The sequence below is a fragment of the Sinorhizobium sp. P24N7 genome (genome assembly GCF_042436655.1).
In the GTDB taxonomy this organism is placed as follows: Bacteria; Pseudomonadota; Alphaproteobacteria; order Rhizobiales; family Rhizobiaceae; genus Sinorhizobium; species Sinorhizobium meliloti_A.
Genome location: NZ_JBHMIW010000007.1, coordinates 326653 through 342322, shown reverse-complemented (window position 1 = coordinate 342322; position 15670 = coordinate 326653). Strand labels below are relative to the sequence as shown.

Annotated in this window: 18 protein-coding genes; 7 read left to right on the top strand and 11 right to left on the bottom strand. The window is 61.8% G+C overall.

What is annotated here, in order from left to right; all coding sequences use genetic code 11:
* Positions 1–14 precede the first annotated feature (14 nt).
* The gene (locus ACFHWW_RS15030; protein WP_275596580.1) at positions 15–437 is read left to right on the top strand and encodes a SufE family protein; all 423 of its coding nucleotides are present in this window, start codon (positions 15–17) and stop codon (positions 435–437) included.
* Positions 438–639: 202 nt separating this feature from the next.
* Here the strand turns inward: ACFHWW_RS15030 and mucR are convergent, their stop codons facing one another.
* The 8 genes from mucR to ACFHWW_RS14990 form a co-directional block, all read right to left on the bottom strand.
* The gene (mucR, locus tag ACFHWW_RS15025) at positions 640–1071 is read right to left on the bottom strand and encodes an exopolysaccharide biosynthesis transcriptional regulator MucR (protein WP_018094540.1); all 432 of its coding nucleotides are present in this window, start codon (positions 1069–1071) and stop codon (positions 640–642) included.
* 405 nt (positions 1072–1476) lie between these two features.
* On the bottom strand, positions 1477–1827 hold the full coding sequence (gene mnhG, locus ACFHWW_RS15020; RefSeq protein ID WP_100672008.1) for a monovalent cation/H(+) antiporter subunit G: 351 nt from the start codon (positions 1825–1827) through the stop codon (positions 1477–1479).
* Positions 1827–2213: a cation:proton antiporter gene (locus ACFHWW_RS15015; RefSeq protein ID WP_100672007.1), complete on the bottom strand. Its 387-nt coding sequence runs from the start codon at positions 2211–2213 to the stop codon at positions 1827–1829. Before ACFHWW_RS15015 ends, mnhG begins: the two co-directional genes overlap by 1 nt.
* Positions 2210–2686, bottom strand: a complete 477-nt coding sequence (locus ACFHWW_RS15010; protein ID WP_324763097.1) for a Na+/H+ antiporter subunit E — start codon at positions 2684–2686, stop codon at positions 2210–2212. Before ACFHWW_RS15010 ends, ACFHWW_RS15015 begins: the two co-directional genes overlap by 4 nt.
* Entirely contained in the window at positions 2683–4248 is a 1566-nt protein-coding gene (locus tag ACFHWW_RS15005) for a Na+/H+ antiporter subunit D (RefSeq protein ID WP_379938982.1), read from the bottom strand. The genes ACFHWW_RS15010 and ACFHWW_RS15005 overlap by 4 nt, the downstream gene beginning before the upstream one ends.
* Before the next feature lie 6 nt (positions 4249–4254).
* Positions 4255–4632 carry a Na+/H+ antiporter subunit C gene (locus ACFHWW_RS15000; RefSeq protein WP_003527393.1) on the bottom strand — a complete coding sequence of 126 codons (378 nt, stop codon included), beginning with the start codon at positions 4630–4632 and terminating at the stop codon, positions 4255–4257.
* On the bottom strand, positions 4632–5051 hold the full coding sequence (locus ACFHWW_RS14995; protein WP_018094534.1) for a Na(+)/H(+) antiporter subunit B: 420 nt from the start codon (positions 5049–5051) through the stop codon (positions 4632–4634). Before ACFHWW_RS14995 ends, ACFHWW_RS15000 begins: the two co-directional genes overlap by 1 nt.
* Complete coding sequence (locus ACFHWW_RS14990) at positions 5048–7423, bottom strand: putative monovalent cation/H+ antiporter subunit A (RefSeq protein WP_379938979.1); 2376 nt, start codon at positions 7421–7423, stop codon at positions 5048–5050. The genes ACFHWW_RS14995 and ACFHWW_RS14990 overlap by 4 nt, the downstream gene beginning before the upstream one ends.
* Before the next feature lie 252 nt (positions 7424–7675).
* Between ACFHWW_RS14990 and msrB the strand changes: the two genes are divergently transcribed.
* Positions 7676–8083, top strand: coding sequence for a peptide-methionine (R)-S-oxide reductase MsrB (gene msrB / locus ACFHWW_RS14985; protein WP_100672002.1), 408 nt, complete (start codon positions 7676–7678; stop codon positions 8081–8083).
* 190 nt (positions 8084–8273) lie between these two features.
* The gene (locus tag ACFHWW_RS14980) at positions 8274–8771 is read left to right on the top strand and encodes a hypothetical protein (protein WP_379938977.1); all 498 of its coding nucleotides are present in this window, start codon (positions 8274–8276) and stop codon (positions 8769–8771) included.
* A gap of 22 nt (positions 8772–8793) precedes the next feature.
* Here ACFHWW_RS14980 and trhA read toward each other — a convergent pair whose 3' ends face one another.
* The 3 genes from trhA to ACFHWW_RS14965 form a co-directional block, all read right to left on the bottom strand.
* Entirely contained in the window at positions 8794–9456 is a 663-nt protein-coding gene (trhA, locus tag ACFHWW_RS14975) for a PAQR family membrane homeostasis protein TrhA (protein WP_100672000.1), read from the bottom strand.
* Between the two features lie 264 nt (positions 9457–9720).
* Complete coding sequence (locus ACFHWW_RS14970; RefSeq protein ID WP_018094528.1) at positions 9721–10065, bottom strand: TraR/DksA family transcriptional regulator; 345 nt, start codon at positions 10063–10065, stop codon at positions 9721–9723.
* 59 nt (positions 10066–10124) lie between these two features.
* A complete protein-coding gene (locus ACFHWW_RS14965) occupies positions 10125–10547 on the bottom strand; it encodes a universal stress protein (protein WP_100671998.1) in 423 nt (140 codons plus the stop codon).
* A 341-nt stretch (positions 10548–10888) separates the two neighbouring features.
* Between ACFHWW_RS14965 and ACFHWW_RS14960 the strand changes: the two genes are divergently transcribed.
* From ACFHWW_RS14960 to ACFHWW_RS14945, 4 genes are all read left to right on the top strand, one after another.
* Entirely contained in the window at positions 10889–11779 is an 891-nt protein-coding gene (locus ACFHWW_RS14960; protein ID WP_379938974.1) for a VOC family protein, read from the top strand.
* A gap of 175 nt (positions 11780–11954) precedes the next feature.
* Positions 11955–14063 carry a S9 family peptidase gene (locus ACFHWW_RS14955; protein ID WP_379938972.1) on the top strand — a complete coding sequence of 703 codons (2109 nt, stop codon included), beginning with the start codon at positions 11955–11957 and terminating at the stop codon, positions 14061–14063.
* A gap of 12 nt (positions 14064–14075) precedes the next feature.
* Positions 14076–14603 carry a DUF1697 domain-containing protein gene (locus ACFHWW_RS14950; RefSeq protein ID WP_338278593.1) on the top strand — a complete coding sequence of 176 codons (528 nt, stop codon included), beginning with the start codon at positions 14076–14078 and terminating at the stop codon, positions 14601–14603.
* Positions 14604–14697: 94 nt separating this feature from the next.
* Entirely contained in the window at positions 14698–15654 is a 957-nt protein-coding gene (locus tag ACFHWW_RS14945; protein WP_379938970.1) for a homocysteine S-methyltransferase family protein, read from the top strand.
* Positions 15655–15670: the final 16 nt, after the last annotated feature.

Sequence of the window (15670 nt, the reverse complement as noted above, 5' to 3'; positions counted from 1 at the left end):
AAGCCGGACATAGCATGACTTCACTTGACCAGATCATCGACGACTTTGCATTTCTCGACGAATGGGAAGATCGCTACCGCTATGTGATCGAACTTGGCAAGAACCTGCCCGAGATGCCGGAAGCCTCGAGGACGAGCGAGAACAAGGTGCAGGGCTGTGCCAGTCAGGTCTGGCTCGTGACCCATGCGACCGGCGATACGGAAGACCCGCTCCTCACCTTCGAGGGAGAATCGGATGCGCATATCGTGCGCGGCCTCGTGGCAATCGTCCTCGCCATCTTCTCCGGCAAGCGTGCTTCGGAAATTACCAGAACCGACGCTCTCGACATCTTCGGCAAGATCGGCCTCATCGAACATCTTTCCTCGCAACGCGCGAACGGCCTGCGCTCGATGATCCGGCGTATCAAGAGCGAAGCCGAAGGACGCCTGCCTGCCTGACCGGCGAAGAGTCAGAGCACTTCCAGGACAAGTGCGTAACGGTTTTTCGTCCGGAAGCGCGTAGCTTCAACGGGTGGCAGCGTGTCAGTGTTTCAATGAAATACTTAAACGTCCTGAAAAAGCCGGCCCGAATGAACCGGCCGGCCTTTATGACACAACTCAGGCGTTGCGCGTTCCCGATGGCCCCGTGGGGCCGCCCGGATCACTTGCCGCGGCGCTTCCGACGCTGTCCCAAACCCATTTCCTTGGCGAGCCGCGAGCGTGCTTCCGCGTATGCCGGCGCGACCATCGGATAATCCGCAGGCAAATCCCACTTGTCTCGGTAGTCTTCCGGCGAAAGGTTGTGGTGCGTCATCAGATGCCGCTTCAACGACTTGAAGGTGCCGCCGCATTCGAGACATGTGATCTGGTCGTCCTGCACCGACTTTCGAACCGAAACCGCGGGCTTCGGCTTTTCCACCGGGACGACCACCGGTGCAGGAGCCGTGGTGTTGTTGAGAGCCGAATGCACGTCGGCTATGAGCGTCGGCAGCTCGGCAACCGGAACCACGTGGTTGCTTACATAGGCGGCAACGATCTCCGCCGTAAGCTCAACCAGGAGTTCATTGCTCGCACCGAGCGAAGTCTCTGTCATTTCTTTCTCCTATCGGAATCCAGCGACGAAACCTGAAACAGAGTTCCAGGGGGAGGATGTACAAAATGCCGTCAATCAGCGCTTGCCGCCTCGGAACCGACCGCGATCTCGCAATGGAGACTGCGGTTCTGCCGCAACATCAAGGCTCGAATTGCGAGAGGGAAGAACCGTCACCAAGGCGCCAAAGCGGCCGACACCTCAAAGCAACGGACAAGCATCACAACTCAGGCTGGAATTTCATCTCAAAGTATTTTCCACGACGACACTTTGCATTTACTGCATTAACACTGATCTGCCAAAAGTCCAAACATAAATTTATCGGCATGCAGCAACTTTATTCCGAGTTGCTAAAATTGTCACGCTCGGCAAAATTGTCCTCAAATACAGAGTCAGAAATGCTGCCCGTCAATGCCCGCGCGGCTCTTCCTTATGGGGAAGCTGATCTATCACCGATCGTTTTGTCATCCTGTAGCCCGCTTGATGCGCGGCTTTTGCCAATAGATGGGCCGAGATCGGTGCCGTCAGCACGAAGAAGCCAAATCCCGCAAGTGCGCGCACGAAGACGGCGGCATCGAGCGAATGCAGCCCGGCCGCAAAGAGCAGCAGACCCGAACCGACGGTACCGGCTTTCGAGGCCGCATGCATGCGGGTGTAAAGGTCGGGGAAGCGGATGAGGCCAACCGCGGCAAGCAGCGAGAAGCAGGCGCCGACAATCATGATCAGCGCAACGAGGTAGGCGATGATTTGCAGAACCATCAACGCGCTCCCTTGCGTTTGCGGCGCCCGGCCTGTCCCGCGCGCGAGCGCGTCGACGACGGCTTTGCCTGGGCCAGGTCAGTTGCGCCCGGCGTCATGCGCTCCGGCGAGAGACCGCGCGCCAGGATGAAGCGGGCGAAAGCGACCGTCGCAAGAAAGCCGACGAGCCCGAGGGCGATCGCGATATCGATGTAGAGATAGAAGCCGGTTCTCACAGCGATCACCGCGATCAGGCCGATCGCAATCGCCACCAGCATATCGAGGCCCAGCACCCGGTCCGGAAGAGTCGGCCCGCGAATGATGCGCAGCACCGTCAACAGCAGCGCGAGAGAGAGAAGCACGAGCGCCACGCCGGAGGCCGTGCTCAGGACTGCAGCGGGCGTCATCGTTCGAAGGCCTCCCGAATTCGACGTTCGAAGCCGCCGGCGATGTCTCGCCGTAGAGCCCCCGGGTCGGCGCAATCGAGCGCATGGACGTAGAGGGTCTTGCGATCTTCGGAGACATCCACCGACAGCGTACCCGGCGTCAGCGTGATCAGATTGGCGAGCAGCGTTATCTCGAAGTCAGTCCTGAGCGCGAGCGGATAGGCAAAAATGCCAGGCTTCAGCGCCATGTTCGAGCGGAGAACCAGAATCGCGACCTTCGTTGCGGAAATCGCGAGCTCCTTGAAAAACAACAATGCGAGCAACAGCAGCCGCAACGGTCTCAGCGGGTAAGCCACCGGGCGCAGCTCACGCCGGATCAACCAGAGCGACAAGGCGCCGGCCGCGAAGCCCAGCAGGAGGTTAGCGGGCGTGAAGCTGGCGCTGATTGCTCCCCAGATAAGCGTAAAGACCAGGTTGGTCAGCAGGAATTTCATTGCGGACCTCCTGTGGGAAAGACTGAATTCAGGTAAGCGGACGGCTCTGCAAGACCGGCTGCGGCGCTCTGGATCATCGCAAGCAGCGGTTCGGGATAGAGGCCGAGCGCAAGCGCCAGAAGCGTAAGTGCTGCAAGCGGACCCAGGGCCGTCGCGGACAGGGGGGCCGGGCCGGCGGCCGCCTCGGGGATCGCGCTGTCTCGCCAATAGGCCAGGAGGAAAAGGCGGCCGGTCGCAATCATGGTGAAGAAGCCGACGAGAAGGAGCGCGGCGGCAAGCCACCAGGCGCCGATATCGATGGCCGCCTTCACCAGCATGACCTTCGGCCAGAAGCCGGAAAAGGGCGGCAGCCCCGAAATGGCGAAGCACAGCATCAAGGTCAGCGCCGCAAACCCCGCATGCTTGCGGTAAAGGCCCGCAAGCGTTGCGATCGAGCTGTCTGCACCGAGGCGCATGGCGATCCCGGAGGCGAAATAAAGGCCCGTCATCACCAGCATCGAATGGAGCGCGTAGAAGATCGCGCCGCCAATGCCGCCTGGTCCGCCGATGGCTAGGCCTGCGAGCATCGAACCTATGCCCGAAACGACGAGGTAGCCGAGAAGGCGACGAAAATCCGTTTGCGCGAGCGCACCGAGAACGCCGACCATCATCGTCAGGGCACCGACGAGCGCCAGTACGAAGCTCAATTCCTCCCTTTCGATCGGAAAGAGCATGACCGTCACGCGGATCAACGCATAGATACCGACCTTGGTGAGCAGGCCGGCAAAGAGCGCCGACACGACGACGCGAGGGGTATGGTAGGAAGCAGGCAACCAGAAGTTCAAGGGAAACGCGGCCGCCTTCATGCCGAAGGCGAGAACATAGAGTCCGACCAAAGTCATCAACGGCGCATTGACGCGCAGTTCGTCGGCCTTACGCGCGATGTCGGCCATGTTGAGCGTGCCGAACACGGCGTAGAGGAAGCCGGTAGCGACCAGGAACAGTGTCGTTGCGACCAGGTTCAGAAAGCCGTACTTCACCGTCCCGTCGATCTGCCCGCGCTCGGAGCCGAGGACCAGAAGCCCGAAGGAGGAAATCAGCAGGACCTCGAACCAGACATAGAGGTTGAAGATATCCCCCGTGAGGAAGGCTCCCGATACGCCGGCCATCAGCAGCATCAGCAGCGGATAGAAACCATAGCGCCGGCCGCTGTCGTTGATATCGGCCAGCGAAAAGATGCCGGCCGCAAAAGCGACCAAGGCCGCCACCAGAGCAAAGAGCGCACCGGTCAGGTCAACCGTGAAGGCGATGCCGAACGGCGGCAGCCAACGCCCCATCACCATGGTCATCGGCCCGTTTCTCGCGACGTGATCGAGCAGCGCCACGTCGATCAACACCAGAACGGCCAGGCTCGCAAGCGCTATTGCGGGCTGGAGGCCGGCCCAGCGACGAAGCATCACGAGGAGCGCGCCGACGGCCAGGCACCAGGCGACGGGCAGAACGACGAGCCATTCGACGGCCGACGCGGGGGCAAGCATCAGGGCTGCGGAAAGATCGACGTGAGCGGGGGTGGAAACGGCCATGGTGCGTCAGTATCCCAGTGGCGGCGCCGGCTCGTTCACCGGTTCCGCAACACGCATCTCGTCCGTGTTGTCTGTCGCGAGGTCTTCATAGGCGCGCCAGGCGAGAACGAGGAGAAAGGCGAAGAAGGAGAAGGAAATGACGATGGCGGTCAGGATCAGCGCCTGCGGCAAGGCATTGGCCGCCGGACCGGAAAGCACATCGGCACCCTCCGCTATGACCGGCGGTACGTCGCGCGTCAGGCGGCCGCCGGTGAAGATCAGAAGGTTTACCGCATTTCCCAGGATCGCCACGCCCAGGAGGACGCGGATGATGGATTTCGACAGAAGCAGGTAAATGGCGACGGTGAAGAAGAAAGTGACCAGCAGGGAAAACCATGTCTCCATCAGGCGCCCCCTCTTTCTTCAAGCGACAGCGCGATCGAACTGATGGCACCGACGACGACCAGGTAGACCCCCGTATCGAACAGCATGACCGTGGAGAGCGGAACTTCGACGCCGAAAAAGGAGGGATATATCCACAGCCCGGTCATGAACGGCACCCGCGCGAAAAGTGACGCCAGTCCCGCCAAGGTCGCGGCGAAAAGGCCGGCGCCCGCGATAGCCATCGGGTGGAAGAATATCGCCCGCCGCACCGTCTCCACACCGTGGGCGATGCCGTAGATCGCCAGCGCCGAAACGGCGATCAAACCGCCTATGAAGCCGCCTCCGGGCTCGTTGTGGCCGCGCAGCAGCACAAAGATAGAAAAAAGCATCATCAATCCGGCGAGGAAGGGCGCGACGGTCCGAAAAATGATCGACTTCATACCGGCTCCTTCGTGTTCGCTTCAGCGGCCGCGATCTCGCGCGTTTCGCCGCGTCTCAACGATCCCGCCCGCAACCGCACGAGGGAAAGGATGGACAGGCCAGCAACCAGCACGACGGCAATTTCGCCGAGCGTATCCGTACCGCGGAAGTCGACGATGATGACGTTGACCACGTTCGCGCCGTGCGCGATCGATTTCGAATAGAGGTTGAAGAATTCCGTCAGCGTCGAATCGAACGGCACACCGGTAACCCGGAGGAGGAAAAGGCCGAATCCGATTCCGCAGGCGAGCGCGATCGTGAAGTCGGGAAGCTTCTGTCTGAGTGGTCGGTGATCGGAGGGAGACAGCCGCAGCCGGGTCATCACGAGTGCCAGCACGACGACGGACAGCGTCTCTATCATGAACTGGGTGAAGGCGAGATCCGGAGCGCCGTAAAGCAGGAAGAGCATCGCAACGGCGAAGCCCTGAATTCCGAGCGACACGATCGCCGTCAGCCTGTCCGCGGCCAGCACCACGGCGAAGAGGCCAAGCACGGCGATCGCCATGATCGCGAATTCGTGCAGCGGGACGTCGCCCGGAAAGAAAGGTGCGCGCGGGAATTCGCCATAGCGCAGCGGCAATGCGAGCATGACGGCGGCGACGAGCAGGAAGGTCACGGTCATGTAGTTATCGAGACGGCCGCCCTGCAAGCGCCGGGTCGCGGCGACCGCAAACCGCACGAGGCCGCGTATGAACTGGTCGAAGCCTCGATCCGGTCCCCAGCCGATATCGGCGAGGATCACCGCCATGGCCGCGCGCAGCCGCGTCAGATTGAGGAACAGAACGACGCCGACCGCCAGCGTCACCACGGAGAGCAACAATGGCACGCCGATATGCGGTGCGAGCGATATCGTCACGGTTCTCGGCTCGCCGGCAACGGCCGAGGCCATGGGCGAGGTCACGAACCGATGAACGAGGCCCGACATCAGCGCACTGGAAAGGCCCATCGCAGCCAGGATAGCCGGGCCGATCCAGAGGAGCACCGGTGCCTCGTGGGCATGCTTCGGCGTATCGACCTTAGGGCCGAGAAACGGTTTTAGAGCGATCGCGAAGCCGACGGCGAACATCAGGCCGTTGCCGAGGATGGTCAAGGCCGCGAACACCATGGACCGACGGTCGAAACCGGAGAGTGCGGCGTAGATTTCCTCTTTCGCAAGGAACCCGAAAAAGGGCGGAAGGCCGCCCATCGACAGGGCCGCCGCAAGAGCTATGGCGAAGGTCAGAGGCATGGCACTGCGCAGGCCGCCGAGCTTCGTCAGGTGGCGCGTACCGGTTTCATGATCGATAATGCCGGCCACCATGAACAGCGCCCCCTTGAACAGGGCATGCGCCACCAGGTAAAGCACTGCGGCTTCAATGGCGTAGGGCAGGCCGAGCCCGGTCAGCATGACCAGAAGACCCAGCGACGACATGGTCGTATAGGCCAGCATCATCTTCAGGTCCGTCTGGCGCACTGCCAGGGCGGCTCCGGCGACGAGCGTCGTCACGCCGAAGAGCGGCAACAGCACCTGCCACTCCGTCGTGCCGCCGAGCAACGGGTTGAGCCGCATCAGAAGATAGACGCCCGCCTTTACCATCGTCGCCGAGTGCAGATAGGCCGAAACGGGAGTCGGCGCTTCCATGGCGTTCGGCAGCCAGAAGTGAAACGGAAACTGTGCCGACTTGGTGAATGCGCCGCCGAGGACGAGGAGCAGCGCCGCGAGATAGAAGGGGCTCTGCTTCAGTTCGTCTCCGAAGGACAGCAGCAGCGAAAATTGCGTGACGCCGCTGACGTTCCACAGGATGAGGAGCCCGGCAAGCAAGGCAAGTCCGCCTCCCCCGGTCACGACCAGAGCCTGCAAAGCCGCGCGGCGCGCCGCCTCGCGGCCGTGATCGAAGCCGATCAGCAGGAACGAAGTGATCGACGTCAGCTCCCAGAAGACGAAGAGCATCAGGAAGCTGTCCGAGACGACGAGCCCCTGCATCGAGCCCATGAACATCAGAATGAACGAAAAGAAGCGGCCCTGGTCGGGATGCCCCTTCAGATATCCGCCCGAATAGAGGACGATCAGTGTGCCGATGCCCGAAATCAGAAGTGCAAATGTCAGTGACAAGCCGTCGATCAGCCAGGAGAAGCTGACGTTGAAGGATGGTATCCAGATATAGCCGCCGGTGACGATCTCGCCGGCGGCGACCTCCGGAATGAAGCCTGCGAGATGCATGAAGACGGCGAGTGGCGCCAGCGCCAACAGCCAGGCGGCATTCCCGCCGAGAAGCCGGGTCAGGGCCGGCGCGACGACGGCCGCGGCAAAGGGAAGACCGAGGGCCAGGAATGTCAGGGCCGCGGCATCCATCGTATCGACACGCTCCTTCTCATTGATCTTTCAGTCAAGCTTTAACCGGACATAGAAGATGGTCGGGCCTGCCTCAAGGGAAATCGGCCGGGGTGTGAGGTTATGCCACGTTTATACTGTGTAGAGGGCAGCGGCTTCGTCCCGACCCCGATCAGTATCCTGTCCAAAACGCGGAGCTCCTGGCATCGACCCCCATTTGTGCCCAAGCAGAACCCATCCTATATATTCGCTGCAATCGAAAGGAGCGCAGCCATGTCCGAAAACCGGATGCCGAAGATTACGAAGACGAACGAGGAGTGGCGGGCAGCGCTGACGCCCGAGCAGTACCGCGTCACACGCGAACATGGCACCGAGCGTCCCTTCACCGGCCCCTTCCTCGACAATAAAAGGCATGGCACCTACAAGTGCGTCTGTTGCGGCCGCGCGCTGTTTCGCTCGGATACCAAGTTCGATTCCGGCTGCGGCTGGCCCAGCTATTTCGCCCCGGTCGATCCGGACGCGATCTCTGAATATGTCGACCGCTCGCACCACATGGTCAGAACGGAGATTCGCTGTGCCGATTGTGACGCCCATCTCGGCCATGTCTTCCCCGACGGGCCTCCACCGACGGGCCTGCGCTATTGCCTGAACGGCACCGCGATGACATTCGAGGAGGATTGACCACGGGCCTGTTTCGGCGGCACTTTCCAGCCTGCGTGTGATCTGTCGCATGCCCTTAAACCCGGAACGTTTTGAAGATAAGATGGTGCAGCAGTTCAAAGCCGTTGCGGCGGCCCTCGGCGTCCAGAACAAAACGCGCGGCGCGGTGAGGAGAAGCGGCAGGTCGAACGAAGCCTAGAGGACGCCCCGCATGCGCCGTGCCTGTATCGCATCTCTGCTCCTCGTGACGCTTGCCTCGCCCGCTGTCGCCGAGGACGACTGGCACCCTTACGCCAATCCCCGCTTCGGTTACACGGTCGACATCCCGCCCGGATTCGAGATGGGCCTCGAGGCCGATAACGGCGACGGCGTCAGATTTCACGCCGATGACAACGGCGCGACGCTCATGGTGTTCGGCACCCATCCGCCGGATGGCGACTTCGAAACCGACGTCGCCGAAAGGATCGGCTACGAGAAGCAGGACGACTGGCGAATCATCTTCTCGCGCGTCACGCCCGCCTGGGCGAGCTTTTCCGGCGCGCGCGAGAGCGACGTCTTCTATACGCGGGCGATTGCGCTCTGCGACGGCAGCGCCGCCTATTTCAGGCTCCAGTATCGGAAGAGCAAACTGACCAGTTTCGATGGGGTCATCTCGCGCATGGCCTCGGCACTCAGGCCGTCGGAAGAATGTCAGCCTGCTGCGGACTAAAGCTGCAGCTTTGAATCCAAGCTTAAGATACGGCGGCGCTGCTGATGCAGGTCAGGACTGCGGAATAGTGCACAGCAGCTCCCGTGACGACGAAGCCGTGCCAGATGGCGTTCTGGAAGCGCAGGCGCTCCCAGACATGGAAGATGACCCCGACCGAATAGATGACGCCACCGATGACGATCAGAGTGAGCGTCGTTGCGCTCAAGGCGGTAAAGAGGGATTTCGCGGCGAGCAAACCGCTCCAGCCCATTGCGAGATAAAGCAAGATCGCCAGCCGATCGAAGCGCCCGGGCAGGAGGCACTTCATGGCGATGCCGGCGGCTGCGATAAGCCAGATGGCGACCAGCATCGAGAAGAGGAACGGATCATCCCAGCCGCGCTGCAGAAACGGCGTGTAGGTTGCAGCGATCAGCACGAAGATTCCGGAGTGGTCCAGCCGACGCAGCAGCCACTTGGCCCGGCCGACCGGAAAGAGATTATAGACGAATGAGATGGACAGAGCGGCGATGAGCCCGCCGCCATAGATCGAAGCCGCGGCCAATTGCCCGGACGTGCTCCAGACGGTGGCGTAAAAGATCAGGGCGGTAACACCGACGAGCGCCGCCGAAAGGCCGATCCCATGGACGATTGCGTCGGCGATCATCTCCGATCGGTCGTAGTCCCATTTGACGCCGGCAACCTTCACGCGGCCCCTCCCGCTCCGCTTCCGATATCCGTGCAGCCTGCAGCAGCAACGAAATACCTCATGATCGATCACGGCGAATTCGAACGGTCCGTAACGCCGTACAAGACCACTGGTTCGGTTCATCCTGCCACAGGGCAGCGGCGCGTCAAAGCACCAGGATCGGGCGAAAGGATCAACTTTTGCAACGCATTACAACAAATACCGCACCCTCCGCCGGAGCGTGCGGCAGGCGGCTTCCTCTGGAGCAGGTGGGAGTTTGGGCGGTTATCTCCCGCCGGTCGCGATCTCGGCGGCGCAGGTCTGACAGAGCGGAGCATGCGGCACGGCGCGCAGCCTTTCCGGGGATATGGGGTCGCCGCAACGCACGCAAATGCCGAAGGTCCCTGCTTCGATGCGGTTGAGTGCAGCATCGATCGCGCGAATCTCGCCCTGGCCGGCCAGGCCGAGTCCCTCCAGGACCTCATCGCTCTCCCGTTCCGTTACGCGATCCGGCACATCGGCATTCATCGGCTGCTCGAGATCTTCCTCTATTTGCACCAACCGGCCATGAAGTTCGCGTTTGCGGCGCAAAAGCTGTTCGCGAAAGTCGTCAAGCGCATACTTATCCATTGCGTGACTCCTTCGGATCGCGGCGCAGGGGGCCTGCACCGTGCCGTTTATTCCCAGTGTTACCGGTCGACGAGAACCGCGCAGGGGCAATGGCTGACGACACGGCTGGCGGTCGACCCGATGAAATAATCGATCAGGCCCGGGCGGTGGGACGCGATGATCACCAGGTCGGCCTTCTCTTCCTCGGCCAGTGCATTGATGCTGCCGGCAGCTCCGCCGGTGCGGATTTCGACGCGTCCGTTGATGCCATGCTTGGTTTTCAGCGCTTCCAGGGTCTTGACCGCGTGCTTGCGCGATTCCTCGATCATCTCCAGCGGAAAATCGACGATCATGTAACCTTGTGCATAGGCGTTGAGATCCTCGACGACGTTGAGCAGAATGATCTCTCCCCCCTCGTCGATCAGTTTCTCGGCGATGCCAAGGACGGACTCGCCGTGCTCCAGTTGATCCATGGCAATCGGCACGATGATCTTCCTGTACATGCTGCTAGGTCCTTTTCCTATGTTACCACGTCGCACGCCGAATGCGACGGCCCCTGGCTCCCGATAGAGACGGAAACCACATCACGTACGCCGTCCTGCGCCGGACCGATATCGCACGGTGACGGCTGTACGGGCCTTGACTTGGATCAAAGTGACCGCCCCACTGCTCCCATCGCTCCCACCGTTAAAGGTAGCGCGGCCGCGGCGACTGTCAACGTTTGTCGAACACAACATCAAGTAATAAAAGAGCTTTCGCCTACGTGTTGACGTGCTCATATTGGATCTGGGCAGCAGATCACAGTCTCGGGCGTCGCCCTCCCGCTGTCCGAAAGGCGAATAGGATGAAGGACACCGCACAACCGAAGCCGCAGGCCAGCGTTCCCGCCGATCACGCGACCGCGATGCCCGCTTATGTCGATCGGTCGCATCTTGTCGTCAGCGACCTGGAGACGGTCTCGTCCTGGTACCAGCGGATAATCGGTCTGTCGCCGATCGAGGCGAACAAAAGCGGCGTGACCCTCGGCGTCGCCGGAAGACCGCTCCTGACATTGACGGGCGACGGCAATGCCGTAAGGGCTCCGCGAAGTGCACCCGGTCTCTTCCATCACGCATTCCTGGTTCCGGACCGCACCGAGCTCGGACGCTGGCTCGTGCACGCCGCCGAGAACGGGGTGCAGTTGCAGGGAGCCTCCGATCACCTCGTCAGCGAAGCAATCTATCTCGCTGATCCGGAGGGTAACGGAATCGAGATTTATCGCGATCGCCCACGCGCCGAATGGAATTACGGAGCGGACGGCATGGTGGCAATGAACACGCTGCCGCTCGATCTGCAGGCACTCTACGACGAGGTGCCGAAGAACAGCTGGGACGGCTTGCCGGCCGGCACCACGATCGGTCACATTCACCTCCAGGTCTCGGATATCCCGCAGGCGGACAATTTTTTCCGCAATGGCCTGGGGCTCGACCTCATGGCACGCTACCCTGGAGCCAGCTTCTTCGCGACCGGCAAGTACCATCACCACGTGGCGGCCAATATCTGGAATTCTCGCGGAGCGCCGAAACGCCTGGGCAACATGACCGGTCTTGCCGACTACACGATCCGCTTCCGGGACCCGGAGGCCCTCGACGCGGCGATCCAGAAGCTCGACGCGCTCGAAATAGCGAGGGACAGGCAGGGCGACACGCATAGCCTCACCGACCCGTGGGGCATCGGCCTCAAACTCGTCGCCTAGGCGTCTCGGCGGCCCTTTCCGCTTGATCGCCGCGCTGGTGCCCTCTATCTCATTGTCTCCCCCATACGGCGCCGCACGTCTCGTCAGACGCGCAAGAGGTCGCTGTAGCGCATTAATCTGCTGCCTGTTTTCCCCTCCGGAAGACATGCAGCAGGACCGATCCCGGAGACATGCCTTGTCCGTATTCAAGAACCTGCCCGCCGCACCCGTCGCCCCGAAAAAGCCGGCAACGGATACCCGCCACGGCATGACCCGCACCGACGATTACGCTTGGCTCAGGGCCGAAAACTGGCAGGCCATGTTCAAGGATCCGTCGATCCTGGATCCCGAGATCCGTCGCCATCTGGAGGCGGAGAATACCTATATGAACGCCGCGATGGCGGACACGAAGGATCTGCAGAAGACGCTGTTTGCCGAAATGCGCGGCCGGATCAAGGAAGACGATTCATCGGTTCCGATGAAGGATGGCCCTTTTGCCTACGGGACGTCCTACGTCACCGGCGGCGAGCATCCGCGCTATTTCCGGATCCCGCGCGAGGGTGCAGCGGGCGACGAGACGATCCGCAAGGTGCTGCTCGACGGCGACAGGGAGGCTGAAGGTAAGGCCTATTTCCGTATCGCCGGGCTCGACCATTCGAGCGATCATTCCCGCGGAATCTGGGGGTACGACGACAAAGGGTCCGAATATTTCACTTTGAAGGTGCGCGACCTTTCGACCGGCGAGGACCTCGAGGACCTGCTCGAAAATACGGGCGGCGGCGGCGCCTGGGCGCCGGACGGCAAGAGCTTCTTTTATACCGTGCTCGACGAGAACCACCGGCCATCGAAGATCTTCCACCACGTCATCGGAACGCCGCAGTCGGAAGACCGGCTGGTTTATGAGGAGCCCGATCCCGGCTTCTTCATGTCTGTCGGCGGTTCGCTCCTCGACGATTTCATCTATATCGACATCCATGACCACGAGACGAGCGAGTATCGGCTCATCCCGACCAGCGACCTTGCCGCGGAGCCCAGGCTCGTGGCGGAGCGCGTAACCGGTCTGGAATATTCCATCACCGAGGGCGGCGACGTCTTCTACATTCTGACCAATGCCGACGGCGCCAAGGATTTCAAGATCATGGAAGCGCCGGTGGAAGCGCCGCAGAAGGAAAACTGGCGCGAGGTCGTGCCGCACAAGCCGGGAACGCTGATCCTCAGCCATATGGCCTATGCCCGGCATCTGGTCTGGCTGCAGCGCCGCAACGGGCTGCCGGAAATCGTCATCCGCGACCGCCGCACCGGCGAGGAACACGCCATCGCATTCGCCGAGGAGGCATATTCTCTGGGGCTTTCGGGTGCGGCCGAATACGACACCGACATCATCCGCTTCTCCTATTCGTCGATGACGACGCCTTCGCAGCTGTTCGACTACGACATGCAGACGCGCAAGCGCACACTGCTCAAGACGCAGGAAGTCCCCTCCGGGCACGATCCGGACGCCTATGTGACCCGCCGGGTATTCGCCCCGGCGCATGATGGCGAGCAGGTGCCGGTCACCCTGCTCTATCGCAAGGACACACCGCTCGACGGATCCGCCCCTTGCCTGCTTTACGGCTACGGTGCCTACGGCATCACCATTCCCGCCAGCTTCAACACCAACTGCCTGTCGCTCGTCGACCGCGGCTTCGTCTACGCCATCGCCCATATCCGCGGCGGCAAGGACAAGGGCTTCCACTGGTACGAAGACGGCAAGATGGCGAAGAAGACCAATACGTTCAAAGACTTCATCGCAGCCGCCGATTATTTGAATCAGGAAAAGTTCACCTCCTACGCGAACATCGTCGCCGAGGGCGGATCGGCTGGGGGCATGCTGATGGGCGCCATCGCCAATATGGCGCCGGAGAAGTTCCGCGGCATCATCGCCGCGGTGCCCTTCGTCGACGTGCTCAGCACGATGCTGGACGACACGCTGCCGCTGACACCCCCGGAATGGCCCGAATGGGGCAATCCGATCGACAGCCCGGAGTTCTACGACATCATCGCGAGCTACTCGCCCTACGACAATGTCGGTGCCAGGCCGTATCCCGCCATTCTGGCGCTCGGAGGCCTGACCGATCCGCGCGTCACCTATTGGGAACCGGCGAAATGGGTGGCGAAACTGCGCGAGGAGACGACCGGCAGCGAACCCATCCTGCTCAAGACCAACATGGATGCGGGCCACGGCGGCGCTTCCGGTCGCTTTCAGCGGCTGGAGGAGATCGCCTTCGAATATGCCTTCGCCATCAAGGTCGCAGGCAAGGCGTAAGGGGAAGAGCCGGTGCCGGTCTATGTAGCACTGCTCAGGGCCGTCAATGTGGGCGGCACCGGCAAGCTGACGATGGCGGACCTGAGGGCCGCCTGCGATGGGCTCGGCTTCGCGGGGGCCAAGACCTATATCCAGAGCGGCAACGTCGTTTTTCGCTCTGATCTGCCTGAGCCCGCAGTGCAGGCGAAACTCGAACAGGCGCTGGCGGCGAAAATGGGCAAGGCGCCGGGAGTCTTGCTCCGCAGCCGCCGCCAACTGGAGGACGTCGCCGCCAGGGCGGAGCGGTTTCTCGATGCCAAGCCGAACTTGCTGCTGATCACCTTCCTGCCGGAGCCGCCTCCCCGCGACGCGCTCGACAAGCTGGTGGCACCCGATGGAGAAAAGGTGCGGATCGACGGGCGCGAAATCTATATCCACTATCCGAATGGATCCGGACGATCGAAGCTGAAGCTTCCGGCGCTCAGACCGGGCACGGCGCGCAATCTCAACACAATACGCAAGCTGGCGGAAATGGCCGCCGCGATGGAAGAGGGTTCCTGACGTTACAGCGAGACGCCGACACCTGTGCATACTCTGCTCCGCCCCTGCCAATTTGGCAGGAGAACAAACGCAAGGAGGGATAAAGGTGGAGGACTTGGCCAGGTACAGACATGATCTGCCGCTTGTACGGGGCGGCATGTTCTTGAGCGACGGTGGCATGGAGACCGCGCTGATCTTCCAGGAGGGGATCGAACTCCCGCATTTCGCGTCCTTCGTCCTGCTCTCGACGGCGGAAGGCCGGCGGCGGCTTCTGCGCTACTACACGCGCTATCTCGAAATCGCCAGGCGCCACGGCACCGGCTTCGTGCTCGATACCGCCACATGGCGCGCCAATGCCGATTGGGGTGAAAAACTCGGCTACGATGCGGCGGCATTGAGAAAGGTCAATCAGGATGCCGTTGATCTCCTCACGGGGTTGCGCACCGAGTACGAGCGGCCGCAGGCTCCGGTCGTCCTCAATGGCGTGATCGGCCCGCGCGGCGATGGCTATCAGGCGGGCCGGATTACGGCCGACGAAGCGGAGGACTATCATTGCGCCCAGGTCGCCACCTTTGCCGACAGCCAAGCAGACATGATCACGGCCGTCACGATGACGAATACCGAGGAAGCGATCGGGGTCGTCCGGGCCGCCAGGGGCCATGACATGCCCTGCGCCATCTCCTTCACGGTGGAGACCGACGGCCGCCTGGTTACCGGTCGCTCGCTACAGCACGCGATCGAGACGGTGGACGCCGAGACCGGCGGTTATCCGCACTACTACATGATCAATTGCGCCCATCCGGCCCATTTCGAGAATGTGCTGGAACGGCAGAGCGCCTGGGTCCGGCGGATCGGCGGCATTCGTGCCAATGCCTCGACGAAGAGCCATGCCGAACTCGACGAGAGCGAGACATTGGATGCGGGCGACGCGGGCGACCTTGCAGAACGTTATCGTTCGCTCACCGGCTGCCTGCCGCATTTGCGGGTGCTCGGCGGCTGTTGCGGTACCGACCACCGGCACATGGCGGCGATCTGCGAGGCGTGCCTGCCACGAGCGGCGCTCAGTGCCTGATCGCGACGGCCCCTTC